This is a genomic window from uncultured Faecalicoccus sp., assembly GCF_944325745.1.
GTDB lineage: Bacteria > Bacillota_I > Bacilli_A > Erysipelotrichales > Erysipelotrichaceae > Faecalicoccus.
Genome location: NZ_CALVBG010000019.1, coordinates 1 through 17,293 on the forward strand (window position 1 = coordinate 1; position 17,293 = coordinate 17,293).

The following is a 17,293-nucleotide window of genomic DNA, read 5'->3' on the forward strand; positions in this document are numbered from 1 at the left end:
ACAGGGGCGATCTTTCATACGACCAGTGATACGGAATTGATTGCTTATCTAATCACTAAAGAAAGGCTGAAGACGCCCTCGATCGAAGAAGCGGTATCGCAGACGATGCATATTCTGGAAGGAGCTTATTCTCTGGTTTTGATGTCGGCCCAGAAGCTGATTTGTGCCCGGGATCCTTATGGGTTTCGGCCCTTGTGTTATGGAAAGACAGAGGATGGAAAGATCGTAGTGGCTTCGGAAAGCTGTGCTTTAAAGGCAATTGGCGCCAAAGTGATCCGGGATGTAAAACCGGGAGAGATCTTGATCTTTAGTCCGAATGGAATGATCTCCCGTCAGGAGCATTGTCACAAACAGCCGGAAAAACTCTGTATCTTTGAATATATTTATTTTTCGCGCCCGGATTCTGTGATCGAAGGGATATCGGTCCATGCATCACGGATCAAGGCGGGAAAAATCTTGGCACAAACGCATCCTGTTGAGGCAGATATCGTGATCGGCGCCCCCGATTCGGGCTTGGATGCAGCCTTAGGTTTCAGTATGGAATCGGGGATCCCGTATGGGATGGGATTTATCAAAAACAAATATATTGGAAGAACCTTTATCTCGCCGGGAAAAGACCAACGCTTGGATGGTTTAAAGATCAAACTGGCGGCCATTGAAGAAAGTGTAAAGGACAAACGAGTTGTTTTAGTGGATGATTCAATTGTCCGCGGCAACACCATGGGACGCGTGGTGGGCTTGCTTCGGGAAGCGGGAGCTAAAGAAGTGCATGTGCGCATTTCTTCGCCGCCCTTTCTTCATCCGTGCTTTTATGGAACGGACATCGACTCTCAGGAGCATTTGATTGCCTGTCATTATCGTACGGATGAGATCTGTCAAAAGATCGGTGCGGATTCTTTAGGGTATTTGCCGATTGAATCTTTGCATCAGCTGGCAGGAAAGAATGGATTTTGCGATGCCTGTTTCAGTGGCAATTACCCGACGAAGATCCCGAAGGATACGCGAAAAGATCGTTTTGAACAAAGATTGTCGGAAATCAAAAAATGATTTGACAATTGCCCCAACTCATTGTATAAATTCAGTTATAAAGGCAAAGGCGTCTTTAAGACTTGTGCTTAAAGATGCCTTTTTCTTTTATAAAAGGAAATAAGAATAGAAGATCAATCAGAGGCAAAGGTGTCCATCGTATAGAGCGAGGAAATCTTTGCCTTTTATTTTTATTTCCTTTTCAGAAAAGGAGGAGATAAATCACTGATTCGAAAAAATTAAAAGAGGATCATTTTAGAGAGAGATAAGGAGGAATCGATTTATGGAAATGAGTATGGTGATAGACACGTTTTGGGTCTTAGTAGCGGCTGTCTTGGTTTTCTTTATGAATCTTGGCTTTGCGTCGGTAGAGGCCGGCATGGCAAGGTCTAAGAACACGGTGAATATTTTATCGAAAAACTTTATCGTTTTTGCGGTATCTTCATTGGGCTTCATGCTGCTGGGATGGGGATTGATGTTTGGCGGGGACAATGGATTGATTGGAACGGAACATCTGTTTATTTTAGGCTCCAACGATGTATCGTTTTATAACGATACCTTGACATCCAATGTCCCATTCTGGGGAAAATTCTTCTTTCAGTTAGTCTTTTGCGGAACGGCTGCCACGATTGTTTCAGGAGCGGTGGCCGAAAGAATCAAATATGTTTCTTTCATCCTCTTTTCCTTTGTACTGACCTTGATTATTTATCCCATTGTTGGTCACTGGGTTTGGGGCGGCGGCTGGCTTGCGGATCTGGGCTTTCTAGATTTTGCGGGCGATACCGTGGTTCATTCGCTGGGCGGATGGGCCGCTCTTGCCGGAGCCATCATCTTAGGCCCGCGGATTGGAAAGTATGGAAAAGACGGAAAGCCTAAGGCCATTCCCGGACACAACATGTCTTTGGCAGTGATTGGACTCTTTGTCTTGTGGTTAGGCTGGTTTGGATTCAATCCAGGGTCTACGATGAGTTTTCAGAACCCTTCCGATGTGATGCATATTTTGATGACGACCAATACATCCGCCATTATGGCTGTTTTGACATCGACGATCACTTCGTGGATCTTTATCGGGAAGCCGGATCTAGGCATGACGATCAACGGCTGTCTGGCCGGGCTGGTGGCCATTACCGGAGGCTGTGCTTATATTTCGATTACAGATTCTATGATCATCGGTGCTTTAGCGGGCATACTCGTTGTCTTTTTGGTCTTGTTCTTTGATCGGATCAAAGTGGATGATCCGGTAGGAGCCACATCGGTTCATCTGGGGTGCGGTGTTTTTGGGACGATCTGTGTAGGATTGTTTGCCCAGGAAGGTGTTACGAGTCTGTCGGCAACAAATGGATTATTCTATGGCGGTGGCTTTGGACCCTTGGGAATCCAGCTGTTAGGGATCCTTGCGGTGGGCGCTTTTGTGTTTGTGAGCACTTACGTTATTTGGTGGATCTTGAAAAAGACAGTGGGGATCCGTGTATCTCGCGAAGAAGAGATTGCCGGATTAGATATTGGAGAACATGGTAACTACGCTTATCCGGATTTTATGCCGGCCGTTGAAAATATCGATTATGATCTGGAAGAAGAAAGCGAGAAGCAGGGTAATCTGCCGGTATCTCAGACGATTCCAGTAAAAGATCGGACACAGGGCTCTCTGATCAAAAAGGTAGAGATCATTTGTAAAGAATCGAAATTGGAAGCGCTGAAATCGGCCATGGCCTCGATCGGCATTACCGGGATGACAGTATCGCATGTTCTGGGTTATGGAGCACAGAAAGGAAAATTAGAATATTATCGCGGGGCACCTGTGGAAGCCAATCTTTTGCCGAAGATCCAGGTGGATATCGTTGTCGGCACCGTTCCGGTGGATGCGGTGATCGATACAGCGAAAAAGGTTTTATACACCGGACATATTGGGGATGGCAAGATCTTTATCTATGATGTGGAAAACGTCATCAAGGTACGTACAGGAGAACAAGGACAAGCTGCCTTGCAAGATGAAGAATGAATGAAGGGATCCAAGTTTACGGATCCTTTTTTTGGATTAATACCATCTTTAGGCGGACTTTGATACAATGGACGTAAAGTTTAGGAGCGATTTGTGTACTATGAAAAAGCGTTTTAATTTTTATTCTAATTTTAAAAATCCCTTGCCTCGTCCGCAAAATATGAAGACCAAGATCCTTCTGTTAGTGGGCTGGCTTTTGGCAGGAGCCATCTATTATTATTTCAATCATCCGGTCTTGAATATCAAAACCGTCTTTTTCTTTTCCTATGTTGTCTATGGACTCGTTTTGATCTGGATCCTTTCTTTGTTTTTTGAGCCGAAACAAATTGTGTATGATACCGGCAAGAAATCCATCTTGGGAACGTTTGTATCCATTGTGATCTTAGCGGGCATCTTGTGGGCCGGCGGATCGATGCTGATCTGCAGCCCAATCTTCATGGCCAAATCCTTTGCGAATCGAATCGAGATCCAAAATGTCGATTTTGATAAAGTCAAGGAAGTGGACTTCACGAAAACGCCGATCATCGATCGTGATTCTACGATCGTTTTAGGCGACCGCGTTATGGGAGAGATGCCGGAGCTGGTATCGCAGTTTGAAGTCAGCACGGAATATACACAGATCTCTTATAAAGACAGCGTGTATCGGGTCACGCCTTTGGAATATGCAGGATTCTTTAAATTCATGGGAAACTATAAAGAAGGGATCCCTGCCTATATCCTGGTCAATTCGGTAACCGGGGAAGCGGAATTGGTTCGCTTGTCGGATCTTGGATTGGACGGTATGAAATACGTACCTTCGGGTTATTTTAATTATGATCTGTATCGTAAGCTGCAGATGCAGTATCCAACGACGATCTTTGGAGATCCGTCTTTTGAGATCGATGAAGAAGGACATCCTTGGTATATTTGTACAACCTATGATTATGCGGCTTTTGAAAGCCGCAAGACCGTATCGGGTGTGGTATTGTTTGATCCGATCACAGGCGAATCGACCAAATACGATGATGTCCTGGATGCACCGACATGGGTCGATCGCATCTATCCGGAGTCACTGGTGACAGAACAAGTCGATCAGAACGGTTCTCTTCAGAACGGATTTATCAATTCGATCATCGGGCAAAAGAATGTCACGTATACTAGCGAGGGCTACAATTATTTAGAACAAGATGGCGACATCTATATTTATTCAGGCATTACATCGGCCAATAAAGATTCCAGTAACTTAGGTTTTGTCCTAGTCAATTTAAGGACCCATGAAGCGATGAAGATCACTTCTCCGGGTGCCAATGAAACCAGTGCCATGGCTTCGGCCGAAGGGGAAGTCAAGAACTACGGCTATACTTCGACATTCCCGCTGCTTGTCAATGTCAATGGACATCCGGTCTATATGATGGCCTTAAAAGACGACAGCGGATTGATCAAGATGTATGCGATGGTCGATGCCAGCGATTATCAAAAGGTGGCAACGATCTCTTCGGATGAGGGATTTGAAAATCTGAAGAAGAATTTCATCGCCCTTGAAGGCGGGAACGCTCCGGATGAAGAAGATCTGAAGACCAAGGATATTAAGATCAATACCGTCCAGATCTTGACGATTGACGAGGCGACCAAATGTTTTATCACCGATACCGAGAACAACCGCTATAAGATCACGTTATCCTCTAAAAATGAAGATATTGTGGCGTTCTTAAAAGCCGGGGATGAAGTTTCGATCTCCTATATCCCGTCGGAAGATGTCAATACGATCCAAAAGATCGAAAGAAAATAGGGGGTTTTGTCATGACGGGAAAAAGGATTCGTTCTGTTCTATTGATTCTTTGTTTATGCATAGGACTCAATCTTACCGGGTGTCAAGACAGCTGTATCTATGCCAAAGAAGAGAATTGGGCTTATCTGGAAACGGATGTTTCGAATCCGGAGGCAGATATCTTCTTTATCTGTCCTTCGGTTTTTAGCGGAGATGAAAATTCTTATAATATGTCTTTAGAAGATGCCGAAACAAAAGAAAGTTTTGTGGGAGCCATCAATATGGAAAAAGACATCTATGATGATGAAGATACGCGTTTCTTTGCGCCCTTCTATCAACAAATCGGGTTGAATGTTTATGAAATGACACCGCAGGAAAGAGAACCTTATTTAGAGATTGCATATCAAGATGTGAAAGAAGCCTTTGTCTATTATCTGGATCACTACAATCAGAATCGCCCGATTGTATTGGCCGGGTTCTCGCAGGGGGCGGATATGTGTATACGGTTGTTAAAAGATGTTTTTGATGATCATTCTGTCCAGGAGCTTTTGATTGCCTGTTATGCGATCGGCTGGCAGATCACGGAGGAAGATCTGAAGAATTATCCCCAATTAAAGATGGCACAGAATGAAACCGATACCGGAGTCATTATCTCTTTTAACAGTGAAGCGGAGGAGATTGAGGATTCTTTGATGATCCCGGAAGGGTCGCGCTCCTATGCCATTAATCCGTTGAATTGGAAAACCGATAGTACATTCGCAGATCGATCCTTGAATCAAGGTGCCTGTTTTACAGATTATGACGGACAGATCAACCAGGAGATCCCCGCATTAACGGGCGCTTATATCGATGAAGAACGAGGGGCCTTAAAAGTGACCGATGTGACGGCTAAAGAGTATCCGGCAGGTCTTTCGATCTTTGAAGAGGGAATCTATCATTTGTATGACTATCAATTCTTCTATAGAAACTTACAGGAGAATGTAGATAAGCGCATGGATGCTTATCTGGATCAATCAGCCCTTTGAGGGCTTTTTTGTTTTCTCAAGCGTGGTCTTTTCTTGGATAAAAATTTACAAAAATGTTGATATTTATTATAATAAACCCGCTTTAGAAAATCGGAATTTTGATTAAGAAGGGAGCTTTTATGAACACTTTTTTTCAAAAAAATATAGAACCGAATAAAAAGGTCAGAACGATCGAGATCTTTGTCTTGATTCTTTTGATCATCGGCTCGCTTGCCTCTTACGGCTGGGGACTTTCCAAGGTCAACACGCAGGTAGAAGAACTGACTTATGTGCAGTCTGTGGAAATGACACGAGATACCAGCCTCGAAGACTATGACGGGGAAGAAAATGCGATGTGTGATGTCACCTATCGCAACGGCGACCAGACCATGGTGATCACCTATCCATATGAAGAATACGAACAATTGGATGCACAAACCATCACCGCCTATGAATTTAAAGGCCCTAACGATATGACTCTTTATTTTGATCATCAGGATGTATCTCTATCGCAGGCGCAATACGCTTATGAACAAACCATGGCCAACGAAACGATGCCGGTTTTCAACTTTGCGAACGCGGCAGTGATCCTGGTGTTGTCGGTTTTGATCATGATGCTCTTTTCCCGGCAGTTTACGACCTATGAAAAATCATGGTTTTTATCCATCATGGTCCTGGCTACGATCTTCTCGGTTCTCTTTCCGGAAGAAAGTGCCAACGGGATCAACGGGATCCTGATCATGTGGCTGTATCTGCTGGATACGTTCTTAAATATTTTATGTGAATTATTAATTTCGAAACAATCCAGGTATAACTTCTTAGTCTCTGTACTGGTGGAGATCACGGAGATCGTAATGTCGCTGGTTTTAATGTATCGGTTTGCGACCTTGGCGACGACGTTGTTGTTCTGGCTGCCGATCGATATCATCAGCTACATCAACTGGTCGCGCCATAAAGACCAGCAGGAAGATGAATTGACGGTGGTACGCCGTTTAAAAGGATGGCAAGAAGTTCTGGTCATTGCGGGGATCGTCATTTGGACCGTTGTCGTAGGATATTTGATCAGCGGATTAGATATTGCGACCGATTTCTATCATAATCAATCACTAGAAACCGCCATCATCTATATCGATGCCTGTGCTTCCGCGGTAGGGATCGCCAACGGATTGTTTATCTTTTTCCGCTTCCGGGAACAGTGGATCGCCTGGTATATCTGTGCGGCCTTGGAGGCTGTCATCAATGTGATCTCAGGACAATATGTCTTATTGATTTTGAAACTGGGCTATTTTACCAATACGACGTATGGTTATATCAAATGGAGCCAATATATCAAATCGCACCAGGAAGAGAAGAAGTTATCGATCTTCTGATAAATTCTTGAGGAAGTTGGTCAGGACTGTTACAATATAGCGTGTAAAACAAATATGAGGAGTGAATATTATGGCAATTTCGGCAGGAGATTTTAGAACAGGATTAACGTTGATCGTAGATGGAGATCCTTGGCAAGTGTTGGATTTCCAACATGTAAAACCAGGAAAAGGGGCTGCGATCTTAAAAACGAAGATGAAGAATCTGAAGACAGGAAATATTCAGGAACGTAACTTCAATGCCAATACAAAATTTGAACAGGCAAATATTTCTAAGAAGACAGCACAATATTCTTATTCGGCAGATTCCATGTATTATTTCATGGATATGGAAACCTACGATACTTATGAACTGTCCGAAGATCAGATCGGCTTCAATAAGTATTTCATCGTAGAAGGTGCAGAAGTATCTTTGATGTTCTTTGACGGCATGTTGTTGTCGGTATCAGTTCCGGAAAAAGTAGAATTGACCGTGGCAGAAACCGATGCCGCCATCAAAGGGGCACCATCAAACCAGACCAAAGATGCGGTAACCGATACGGGACTTTCTTTACGAGTTCCTCAGTTTATCGAACCGGGCGAAAAGATCGTTGTGTTCTCAACGGATGGGAAATACGCAGGAAGAGCTTAAGAGCTCTTCTTTTTCGCATTATGAACAAAGTTGTATTGATTACCGGAGCGGCCCAAGGAATCGGGAAAGCTATTGCCTGGGAACTCGCAAAGCATCAGTATGATATCGTGATCAATTATCATACTTCCCAACAAGCCGCTGCCGATTTGAAATCTGAGATCATCGAGAACTTCGGGGTCCGCTGTTTAACGATCGGGGCGGATGTATCCGATCCCGAACAAGTGGATCAGATGATCACACAAGTAGAAGAACAGTTAGGCGGAGTTGATATCTTGATCAACAATGCCGCGATCGATCTTTCGAATTTATTTCATCTAAAAAATGCCGAGGAATTTCGAAGAACCTTGGATGTGAATGTCATAGGTGCTTTCAACTGCAGCAAGCGAGTCTATGAACACATGTTGAAACAAGAATATGGGCGCATCATTAATATCGCTTCCACCAACGGCATCAACACATATTATCCTATGTGCATCGATTATGATGCCTCTAAAGCGGCCTTGATTTCTTTGACTCATAACTTAGCTTTTGAAATGGGGCCTTATGTGCATGTCAACTGTATTGCGCCAGGATTTATCGGGACCGAGAATGAACTGGACGGCTATGATGAGGAATTCTTAAAGGAAGAAGTGGAAAAAATCATGGTCAAACGTTATGGCGATCCGCAAGAAGTCGCTTATCTGGTTCGGTTTTTGATCAGTGATCAGGCGGACTATATCAACAACACCGTGATCCGTATTGACGGCGGACAGATTGGCAGCTGTTAAGAAAGTTGATAAGAATTTCCTGTCAGCTCCTGAAACAGGTCTTGCGAAATCACCGGTTTATGATCCAATAAGATCTTTTCATCTTTTTTTGTATAATAGAAAACTTTTGAATATTGCCAATCGTTGTATGAAGTCGGGCTGCAAGCTTCCTGGAAGGAATAGGAAAATGCACAGCGGGAGCCATCTGTGGCGGTAAAGCTGAATTGGCTGGCAGATCCTTGGACTTCATATGAGCCCTCGCGTTTTAGTACTTCAAAGAAACATCCAAATGACAGATCACTTTCCCGCGTTAAAAAGAGATCGGCATATTGGATTTCAGTTTCATCGGATCGGACGATCGTTAAAGAAGATTGATCACTTTCAGTCTTCTTTTTTTTGAGCTCGTCTGGATAGCTTTCCAGCTCGATTTGATATGCCAGAGCATAGTTGGCAAAGGAGTTTTCAGACCATTCCTGAAGCAGGGAAGATAAGGTATCTTCTTTGAGTTGGGGATCATCATTTTCTAAGAAGATATAAGTCTGTCGATCGATAAAGGCTTCTTCTGAAGGCCCTCCATTATCTGCGATAAAAGTCAATGGTTCCTGGTAGGCGATGCCGTAGCGGATAAGACAAGGATAAGGCTGCTGGTCAAGATAGGCTTCGAATTTCTCCATTTTTTCGCAGAGAGTTTGGATTTCTGAAAAGCTGGAATACATTCCGTTGACAGAAGGGATATCACTGTCGGTCGGTACACCGAGAGTTAAGCCTTCAAAAACGGCTGGATATTCATTCTGGAATCGTTCACTATAATACTTTCCCATTTCCTGGTGATAGGTTGTGACGATCTCATGGCTTCGAAACAGCTGGATCCGTTCGCGATCGATCAGCTCAAACGAGACTTCCGGCAGATCTTTGAGATGCGCTTGCCAAACGGTATCGATACCGCCGCTGGCATTTTCTTTTTCGGTACAGGTTTTTGAAATATAAAGATCTTCATCGATGATATTTTCCTGAAACCAGATGGCGAGCTCTTTCTGGTCATAAGTTTGCGAACATCCGGACATGACGAAAAGACTGGATAGACAGAATACAAAGATCAAAAAGAAATGTGTCAGTTTTTTCATGAATCTAGTATATCAAAAAAGGAGCCTTTCAAAGGCTCCGAATCTTGAATTAGAATCGTTTTCGAATATTTTTGGCGATCTCATTTAATTCTTTATATTTCTTCTCTGCATTTTCACGCGTTTTCAAGAAAAGCTCCGTATCAAAATTGGCGTTGAAACGTTGCGTTAAAACGGATTTCAGTTCCTTGCGCGCTTCCTTGTATTCTTTCTTGGCTTGTTTATAGCGTTCCTTTAGATCTTGAGGAATGGCCTTGAAGTCTGGATAAGCCTGATAGATACGTCTTTGAAGCAGACTGCGGTTTTTCAACAGTTCATGCATCCGCAAAGAGATCTCTTCGGTATTGTCGCCAGCGGTGTTGTCGATCTCCTTTTTGACGATATTCATCAAGATATGCGATAGCACATAATCGGCACTCATGAAAATCAAGATGATCCATGCCAGAACACTTAAGATGACAGGATCGATTTGATCGATAAACTCAAAATAATGAGGCGCGATAAAGCGGACGATCACAACGGAGGCAATTCCAAACAAGATCAAATTGCCGATCCAGATCCGGCCATTCAAGTTCATCGGTTTTGTCGAGTAATCCCACCAGCGGGCATGGAACATTTTTTCCATGTAGAAACTGGTCATGTATTCCAGAAAACCGCAGATCACAAAGCCGGCCATAAAGGTCTCTAGGATCGTCCCTTTCCAGCCGATCAGACCGCCGACCAGGATCGTAACGCCGACGACCCCAAATCCATAGATGGGGCAATAAGGGCCGATCAGGAATCCCCGGTCGATAAAACGATGGTATTGGATATATTTTAAAGTGACTTCCATGATCCATCCTAAGATGGAGAAGATAAAGGCCATGATCACAAATTCATAAAACAGCTGCATAGAACATCCCTTTCTAGTGGTTGATCTTATTCTATCATGAAACCGAACTAGAATCGGTGTTCTATGCAACAGAAAGGACGAAATTATTTTCCTTCTTCCACCAGTTTGGCGACAACCGGATCTTTGATCTGGATCCCTTGGGCTTTTAAGGAAGCGATCTTCGCTTGAAATTGCGGCAAGTAGTTTTCATGAGCGATCAACAGCTCATCCAACACATTTTTGGCACTTTGACCCGCCGGGATCAGCGGATTGAGGGCAAACGCTTCCAAAGCCAGACCGTAATTTCCCGTCACAGCTGCTTCGATCGTACACTCTTCCATAGCCTTCATGCCCTGAAGCCAGCCTCTTTGGGCACTTGGCAATTTTCCCCAGGCAATCGGCATGGCTCCTTTGCCGGTGATGATGGAGCTGACTTCGACGACGCAGTCTTCAGGCAGTTCCGGGACGGCGCCTTTATTTTTTGTGCTGACAACCATGTGAGTCTTTTTATCGTTGTAGATGGAATTGATGCATTCACAGGCGGCATCGCTGTAATAGGCCCCGCCGCGCATGCTGAGCTCTTCGGGCTTGTCGTCGAGGTTTGGATCTTGATAGAGTTCAAACAGGCGCTCTTCTGTTTGTTTGACTTGTTGACCGCGAGTGCCTAAAGTTTCATATTCTTCTAGAGAATGGGCGAGCATTTCTTCCTGGCGATAGTAATAGCGGTGATAGCCGCAAGGGATCATCTGCATTTGTTCAATCTGTTCTTTGAAGAAAGGAACGTTGGTGATGTTGGCCGGCAAACCGATATCCTTTCCTTCAAACAAAGCGTCGATGACCTTTTGGGTCAGTTCCTTTCCGCAGCGGTCATAGACTTTATGCCAGTGAAAATGATTGATGCCCACAAACTGATAGATCAGATCTTGCGGATCTTTTTGGATGGCTTCGGGTTCTTTCATCATGGCAATCACCGGTACGTTGCATAAACCGATGACTTTGTCCCAGCATCCATAGCGGATCACGGCTTCGGTTACCATGCCGCTGGGATTGGTGAAGTTGATCAGCCAGGCGTTCGGACAGACTTCCTTCATATCTTGGACGATATCCAGGATCACCGGGATCGTACGGAAAGCTTTAAAGATCCCACCGGCCCCGTTGGTTTCCTGCCCTAACATGCCATACGACAAAGGGATCCGTTCGTCTTTGATGCGGGCTTCCAAAAAGCCGACGCGAAATTGCGTGGTCACAAAGTCGGCATCCTGAAGGGCTTCTTTGCGGTCCATGGTGGTATGGATATGGACATCGTATCCGGCCTTTTTCCACATTCTTCTTGCCATGGCGGCATCGATCTCTACTTTTTCTTTTCCCTTTTCGACATCGACCAGCCAAATTTCCCGAATCGGAAGTTCGGGGTAGCGTTTGATAAATCCTTCCATGAGTTCCGGCGTATAACTGCTTCCGCCGCCAATAGTCACGATCTTGATTCCTTGTTTCATCTTGTGATCCTCCTTGTGATTTCAACATAGTACAAGAATCCAAAAAGCACAAGGATTCGAAGAACGGTAGAAAAGGAAGTTTCAAAGAAGCAGGCAAGTCTTATTGTTTTTTGGAACTTTTTGAAACGCAAAGAAAAAACCACCGGCTGGTGGTTTATTGAGCTTGATTCTTGATGTTGGTCAGCGCCAATAAGATCGACAGCTTTCCATATTCAAAGGTCAGACCGCCCTGCATATACAAGGTGTAAGGCTCTACGACCGGGGCATCGGCACTCAGTTCAATGGTACTGCCTTGTGTAAAGCTTCCGGCCGCCATGACTTCATCAAACGGGTAGCCAGGCATTGGCGCGGGCAAGACGTGCACGAAGGAATCGATCGGGCTGGTGGATTGGATGCCTTGGGTAAAATGAACAAGGTTTTCTTTGGTGCCCAGTTCCAAGGTCTGGATGATATCGGTCCTTGGTTCATCGTAAGCCGGAGATACATTTTGATAGCCGAGTTTTTCCAGCATATATGCCGAAAAGACAGCTGTTTTCAAAGCGCTTTTGACCGCGTTGGGTGCCATGAAGATTCCTTTGAAAAAGGAAAGGTTCAAGTTGAAATTGGCCCCTAAGCTTTTTCCGATGCCAGGAGCGGTCAAGCGTTCGGCAACCCTATGGATCAGATCTTTTCGCCCCGCTACATAACCGCCGGTCGACGCAATGCCGCCGCCCAAGTTTTTCATCAAAGAACCCACGACGATATCGGCTCCGATATGTCCGGGTTCCAGCTTTTCAACGAGTTCGCCATAGCAGTTGTCCACCATGACGATGACTTCCGGGTCGACTTCGTGGATCTTTCGGATGATGCGCTCCATCTTTTGAATGCTCAAGGATAAACGATGCGAATAGCCGCGGGATCGCTGGATCTCTACCAGGCGTACATTGTGTTCCTGGAGGCGTTTGAGGATCGTTTCTTCATCAAAGTCGTCGTTGACCAGATCGATTTGTTCATAACGAACGCCATTGGCTTTTAAAGACTGGGTAGAAGTCCCATATAGCCCGATCATTTCCTGCAGCGAGTCATAGGGGGCTCCCGACAAGGAGATCATGGTGTCGCCGTGTTTCAACAAGGCCGAAAGGGCCAGATACAGCGCGTTGGTCCCGCTCATGATCTGGGGGCGGACCAGGGCATCTTCGCAGCCCAACACCGAGGCAAAGATCTTTTCGATCTTGTCGCGGCCTTCATCGTAGTTTCCATAGCCGTTGATATCCGCAAAGTCAGAGTAGGACACGCCGTTTTCTATAAAGGCCGATAAGATCCGATTCGAGTTATACAGACAGACATCATCAATGCTCTGATAGATGTCTTTGAGAACGGTTTCCGATTCTTCGGCCATTTTTAATAAATCTTTATCGATTTTTTCTAAGATCATAACAAGCTCCTTAAAATTTTCACATCCCTTATTATACACAAATCAAAAGAGATGCATAGAAAAGAAAAAAAGTAAAATCTTGATAAAAACGATACTCTTCTGGGAAGAGAGATTTTATGGCGTGCTATAATGGGGAGGTAGAAAAGGAAGGAATCAAATATGACGATACGTTGTTTGGCATTTGATTTGGATGGAACGTTATTAAATGATCAAAAAGAGATCGACCCGCGCACGAAGGCTTCGATTTTTCGGGCGATGGAGCAGGGTATGCATATCGTGATTGCCAGCGGGCGCGATAAAAACGGTACTTCTTTTGTATATGAACCGTTGGGACTCGACAAAGGGAATCATTACCTGGCTTTGGTCAATGGGCAGATCATCTATGATTTTGAAAAGAAAGAATACGATCTGGATGATGTCTTATTGCCGGAAGATGGGTTGAAGATCCAGCAAGTTTGTAAACGATTTGATATCGAAGGAATCTTTTGTTGCGGATACGATTTCTACAGCTATATCTCACAAGCCAATCGCGAAAAGAAGATCGAACGGGAGAAAAAAGAAGGACAGCCGATGGATTACGGGCTGAAAAAAGGCGGACCCCACCGCAATTTCATCGACCTTCCTTATAAAGAGATCGAGTTGACCCAGGATATCAATAAGGTGATCATGGTCCATACGGCAGAATTCTTTGAAGAACATTTAGAAGATCTGAAAAAAGCCTTATCTGACTATGATGTTTTATTGATTGGTCCGACCTGGCTGGAGATCATGCCTAAAGGGGTATCCAAAGCCAGTGCCTTGAAAAAGATCTGTCAGCGGGGCGGTTTTACGATGGATGAGATCATGGCTTTCGGGGATGCACAAAATGATATTCAGATGATCGAACAAGTCGGAATCGGCGTTGCGATGGGCAATGCGATGGAGGAAGTCAAAGCGGTTGCCGATTATGTGGCAGATACGAATTTGAACAATGGGATCGGAAAAACGATCGATTTGTTGTTGGCGGGCAAAGAAATGGACTTGCGCCGCTCGAAACGCTAAAATAAAACCATAGAAAGCGATGGTGAAACGTATGGAAATCATTAACAGAAATCAATTTGAACAATATATGAAAGAAGACGCCGTTCTCGTAGACTTCTTTGCGACTTGGTGCGGACCTTGCAAGATGCTTTCGCCTGTACTGGAAAGTGCGGCCCAAACATTGGAAGGAAGAGTCAAGATCGTAAAGGTCGATGTGGATCAAAGCCCGGAACTGGCGCAAAAATTTGGTGTCATGGCAGTGCCGACCATGATCTTGTTCAAAAACGGCAAACAAGCAACAGCCTTTTCCGGCTATATGCCGGAAGCCCAGCTGGTGGCTCGTATCGAAGCCGCTCTCTAAGAAAAAAACGCTCGAAATGAGCGCTTTTTTTATGAGCTGGATTGCATCAGATGTTTCAGGATGATCTTCGGGGTCACCAGCACAAACAGAATCGATAGAATGGTCAGTACGATCAGCATCCCGATCGCATAGATCTCCCAATAAGCGGCCAGGTCGATCACAAAGAACGGGATCACCACCACGGCCAGAATGGCCCAGGAGATCACAAATTCCAAAATGACATTCATGTTGTTTTTGATGGCATGAGTTTCATCTTCCCAGTCGGTTTTCGGATGCAGACCATCGACAAAGATGGCGATCGCATTGACCAAAACGGAAGTGATCAAAGCACCCAGTACAAAGAACACGTCATACCAAAGCGGATAAGGAACAACGATATGTACGCTGATCAGCATCAAGATGCATGTCAACAAAGAAAACAAGATCCCGATGGATTCTTTGATCAAGACTTGTTTTGTGAAATCCAAAGGGACATATTTCACAAAATCCAGATTCTTTCCTTCCCGGGAGAAGGCAGTCGCGCTGATCCCGTTCAGACTGCCGGCAAAGAATCCGATGCCGGCCCCGGCAATCATCAAAACGAGCGGCAAGTTGATCAAAGACGGAAGATCGATCGTTTCCAATACGGGACGAAGATCTTCTTTGATCGGCATCACCAGCATCATCGCGATAAACATGATGGGCATCACTAAAGAAGAAAGCACACAGTTGGCCATATAAGCGGGTGTGCGAATCAGGCGAAGAAATTCAACCTTCGCATAGTTGATCCAGATCGACCCTTGTTTCCGGTAAGAGACTTGTTTTTTCCGGGTCGAAACAGAACTGCGGGCATCCCGGGCAGAACTTAAATACAGCTTGTCTGCCACAAAAAGGAAGATGGCCATGCAGAGAACCAAGATTGCGACTGTGATCAAAAAATCCACGATCGAACATTCCACGATGGAGCGGGCCGCAAACGAGACATTGAAGAAGATCTGGACGATGCGCATGATCCCTTCCGGATCATTGGCCAAGGTTTGGATCAAAAGAACCGGGTCTTCAAAATTATAGCCCAGCTGACTGGAAGCCAGTCCTATCACGATAGCCAGTCCAATCGACAGCACACCGGTGATCATATTGAAACGGTCTTTATTTTTGAAAAACGGCAATAAGCGCATCAGGATCATCCAAAAGATGCAGACGACAAGCGTGGTCGGCAAGCCGATCAAAAAGATCTGCGGAAGATAAAATAAGATCGAAGCAGCCGAGGCATGGCCGGCCATGATATAGGCGACCAGGATCGGCAGCATTCCAATGCATGCCACCAGCATCAATGAAATATAGACGATTACAAATTTACCGGCTACGATCGTTTTTCCTGAGATCGGCAGCACCAGGAGGTGTTCCAGATCGTTGGAAAAATAGAAGACAGAGGGAAAGACAAACAGCGCTGTCCATAACATCAAAAAACAAATGCAGGCAAATCCCATCTCCATGATCATCAAATCAAAGAGCTGTAAGCGAAAGCCTTCTAAAAACATATTGAAGATCAAGGCAAATGTCGGTAGCAGGCAAATGATCAGGACGATGGCGGTGATGATGCCTTTGCGTCCCTGTTTGGATTTGAGATCCATGCCGTAGTTGGCTTTATACAGAGCCTTGGTCAAGATCAGAAAGTCACGCATCTTTGGTGACCTCCAGGAAGATCTCTTCGAGGGTCTCTTGATCTTGGTAAGCTTGGCGCAATTCTTCTAGAGTGCCGTTAAAACGCAGTTTTCCATGGTCGATGATCAAGATCTGATCACAGAGTTTTTCGGCCACCTCCAGCACATGGGTCGAGAAGAAAACTGTATTTCCCTGGCGGGCATGTTCTTTCATCAGCTCTTTTAAACGATAAGACGATGCCGGATCCAGACCGGTCATCGGTTCATCCAGGATCCAGATGTTCGGATTGCAGACGAGGGTGGCGATCAGGATCGCTTTTTGACGCATCCCGTGCGAATAACTGGACATGCGTTCGGATAACGAACTTTCCATTTCAAAATCTTGGGCAAACTTTTTGATGCGCTCGTTTCTGGTCTGGGTATCGATATGGTAAATATCGGCCATGAATTGGATATATTCCATGCCGGTCAACCGTAAAAAGAGATCCGGACTGTCGGGGACCAGACCAAACTCGCGTTTGGCTTCCACCGGCTGGGTCACGATATTTTTGCCGTTTAAGGTGATCTCTCCTTCATCGGGCATCAAGACACCGGTCATCATATGGATCGTCGTTGTCTTGCCGGCACCGTTGGGACCGATAAATCCTACGATACATCCGGTAGGGACATTCAGGTTCAGATGATCGACCGCCGTCTTTTCCCCAAAGCGTTTTGTGACATTTTTGATTTCTATCATAAGCAAACTCTCCTTATGCGACCTATTTTACCACCGGGGGGGGGTAGGCAATAGGTCTATATAGTTAAGATTATATAAATATTTGGTTTTTGTTTTCAAGAAGGAGTTCTT

At 44.9% G+C, this 17,293-nt stretch carries 15 protein-coding genes; 9 read left to right on the top strand and 6 right to left on the bottom strand.

The features are described 5' to 3' along the window. The 7 genes from purF to Q0J48_RS03395 form a co-directional block, all read left to right on the top strand. A partial coding sequence (purF, locus tag Q0J48_RS03365; RefSeq protein ID WP_296241638.1) for an amidophosphoribosyltransferase occupies positions 1–1,047 on the top strand: 1,047 nt, incomplete at its 5' end. Positions 1,048–1,309: 262 nt separating this feature from the next. Next, the gene (locus Q0J48_RS03370; RefSeq protein ID WP_296241640.1) at positions 1,310–3,025 is read left to right on the top strand and encodes an ammonium transporter; all 1,716 of its coding nucleotides are present in this window, start codon (positions 1,310–1,312) and stop codon (positions 3,023–3,025) included. A 100-nt stretch (positions 3,026–3,125) separates the two neighbouring features. Further along, positions 3,126–4,793, top strand: a complete 1,668-nt coding sequence (locus Q0J48_RS03375; protein WP_296241642.1) for a hypothetical protein — start codon at positions 3,126–3,128, stop codon at positions 4,791–4,793. A gap of 11 nt (positions 4,794–4,804) precedes the next feature. Further along, positions 4,805–5,797, top strand: coding sequence for a DUF3089 domain-containing protein (locus Q0J48_RS03380; RefSeq protein ID WP_296241643.1), 993 nt, complete (start codon positions 4,805–4,807; stop codon positions 5,795–5,797). Positions 5,798–5,916: 119 nt separating this feature from the next. Next, positions 5,917–7,146 carry a nicotinamide riboside transporter PnuC gene (pnuC, locus tag Q0J48_RS03385; protein WP_296241645.1) on the top strand — a complete coding sequence of 410 codons (1,230 nt, stop codon included), beginning with the start codon at positions 5,917–5,919 and terminating at the stop codon, positions 7,144–7,146. Between the two features lie 70 nt (positions 7,147–7,216). Beyond that, complete coding sequence (efp, locus tag Q0J48_RS03390; RefSeq protein WP_183375388.1) at positions 7,217–7,774, top strand: elongation factor P; 558 nt, start codon at positions 7,217–7,219, stop codon at positions 7,772–7,774. Positions 7,775–7,794: 20 nt separating this feature from the next. Then, the gene (locus Q0J48_RS03395) at positions 7,795–8,541 is read left to right on the top strand and encodes an SDR family NAD(P)-dependent oxidoreductase (protein WP_183375390.1); all 747 of its coding nucleotides are present in this window, start codon (positions 7,795–7,797) and stop codon (positions 8,539–8,541) included. Here Q0J48_RS03395 and Q0J48_RS03400 read toward each other — a convergent pair. From Q0J48_RS03400 to Q0J48_RS03415, 4 genes are all read right to left on the bottom strand, one after another. Further along, complete coding sequence (locus Q0J48_RS03400; protein WP_296241649.1) at positions 8,538–9,644, bottom strand: hypothetical protein; 1,107 nt, start codon at positions 9,642–9,644, stop codon at positions 8,538–8,540. The genes Q0J48_RS03395 and Q0J48_RS03400 overlap by 4 nt on opposite strands. 49 nt (positions 9,645–9,693) lie before the next feature. Further along, positions 9,694–10,533, bottom strand: coding sequence for a hypothetical protein (locus Q0J48_RS03405; protein WP_296241651.1), 840 nt, complete (start codon positions 10,531–10,533; stop codon positions 9,694–9,696). Positions 10,534–10,616: 83 nt separating this feature from the next. Further along, entirely contained in the window at positions 10,617–12,008 is a 1,392-nt protein-coding gene (locus Q0J48_RS03410; RefSeq protein WP_296241653.1) for a 6-phospho-beta-glucosidase, read from the bottom strand. Between the two features lie 154 nt (positions 12,009–12,162). Then, positions 12,163–13,422 (bottom strand): methionine gamma-lyase family protein, encoded by a 1,260-nt coding sequence (locus Q0J48_RS03415; protein WP_296241654.1) that lies wholly within the window; start codon positions 13,420–13,422, stop codon positions 12,163–12,165. A gap of 159 nt (positions 13,423–13,581) precedes the next feature. On the opposite strand from Q0J48_RS03415, the gene Q0J48_RS03420 reads away from it, so the two are divergent. Together Q0J48_RS03420 and trxA are read left to right on the top strand one after the other, a co-directional pair. Next, on the top strand, positions 13,582–14,463 hold the full coding sequence (locus Q0J48_RS03420) for a Cof-type HAD-IIB family hydrolase (protein WP_296241656.1): 882 nt from the start codon (positions 13,582–13,584) through the stop codon (positions 14,461–14,463). 31 nt (positions 14,464–14,494) lie between these two features. Continuing rightward, positions 14,495–14,803, top strand: coding sequence for a thioredoxin (trxA, locus tag Q0J48_RS03425; RefSeq protein WP_296241658.1), 309 nt, complete (start codon positions 14,495–14,497; stop codon positions 14,801–14,803). 29 nt (positions 14,804–14,832) lie between these two features. Here the strand turns inward: trxA and Q0J48_RS03430 are convergent, their stop codons facing one another. Beyond that, entirely contained in the window at positions 14,833–16,467 is a 1,635-nt protein-coding gene (locus tag Q0J48_RS03430; protein WP_296241659.1) for a hypothetical protein, read from the bottom strand. After that, entirely contained in the window at positions 16,460–17,182 is a 723-nt protein-coding gene (locus Q0J48_RS03435; protein ID WP_296241660.1) for an ABC transporter ATP-binding protein, read from the bottom strand. The genes Q0J48_RS03430 and Q0J48_RS03435 overlap by 8 nt, the downstream gene beginning before the upstream one ends. Positions 17,183–17,293 lie beyond the last annotated feature (111 nt).

What these genes read in the sequence shown, in the direction of transcription:
- Q0J48_RS03395 (WP_183375390.1), top strand. Translation starts at nt 7,795, where the DNA reads ATGAACAAAGTTGTATTGATTACCGGAGCGGCCCAAGGAATCGGGAAA.
- trxA (WP_296241658.1), top strand. Translation starts at nt 14,495, where the DNA reads ATGGAAATCATTAACAGAAATCAATTTGAACAATATATGAAAGAAGAC.
- efp (WP_183375388.1), top strand. Translation starts at nt 7,217, where the DNA reads ATGGCAATTTCGGCAGGAGATTTTAGAACAGGATTAACGTTGATCGTA.
- Q0J48_RS03420 (WP_296241656.1), top strand. Translation starts at nt 13,582, where the DNA reads ATGACGATACGTTGTTTGGCATTTGATTTGGATGGAACGTTATTAAAT.
- Q0J48_RS03375 (WP_296241642.1), top strand. Translation starts at nt 3,126, where the DNA reads ATGAAAAAGCGTTTTAATTTTTATTCTAATTTTAAAAATCCCTTGCCT.
- Q0J48_RS03370 (WP_296241640.1), top strand. Translation starts at nt 1,310, where the DNA reads ATGGAAATGAGTATGGTGATAGACACGTTTTGGGTCTTAGTAGCGGCT.
- pnuC (WP_296241645.1), top strand. Translation starts at nt 5,917, where the DNA reads ATGAACACTTTTTTTCAAAAAAATATAGAACCGAATAAAAAGGTCAGA.
- Q0J48_RS03435 (WP_296241660.1), bottom strand. Translation starts at nt 17,182, where the DNA reads ATGATAGAAATCAAAAATGTCACAAAACGCTTTGGGGAAAAGACGGCG.
- Q0J48_RS03405 (WP_296241651.1), bottom strand. Translation starts at nt 10,533, where the DNA reads ATGCAGCTGTTTTATGAATTTGTGATCATGGCCTTTATCTTCTCCATC.
- Q0J48_RS03430 (WP_296241659.1), bottom strand. Translation starts at nt 16,467, where the DNA reads ATGCGTGACTTTCTGATCTTGACCAAGGCTCTGTATAAAGCCAACTAC.
- Q0J48_RS03380 (WP_296241643.1), top strand. Translation starts at nt 4,805, where the DNA reads ATGACGGGAAAAAGGATTCGTTCTGTTCTATTGATTCTTTGTTTATGC.
- Q0J48_RS03400 (WP_296241649.1), bottom strand. Translation starts at nt 9,644, where the DNA reads ATGAAAAAACTGACACATTTCTTTTTGATCTTTGTATTCTGTCTATCC.
- Q0J48_RS03415 (WP_296241654.1), bottom strand. Translation starts at nt 13,422, where the DNA reads ATGATCTTAGAAAAAATCGATAAAGATTTATTAAAAATGGCCGAAGAA.
- Q0J48_RS03410 (WP_296241653.1), bottom strand. Translation starts at nt 12,008, where the DNA reads ATGAAACAAGGAATCAAGATCGTGACTATTGGCGGCGGAAGCAGTTAT.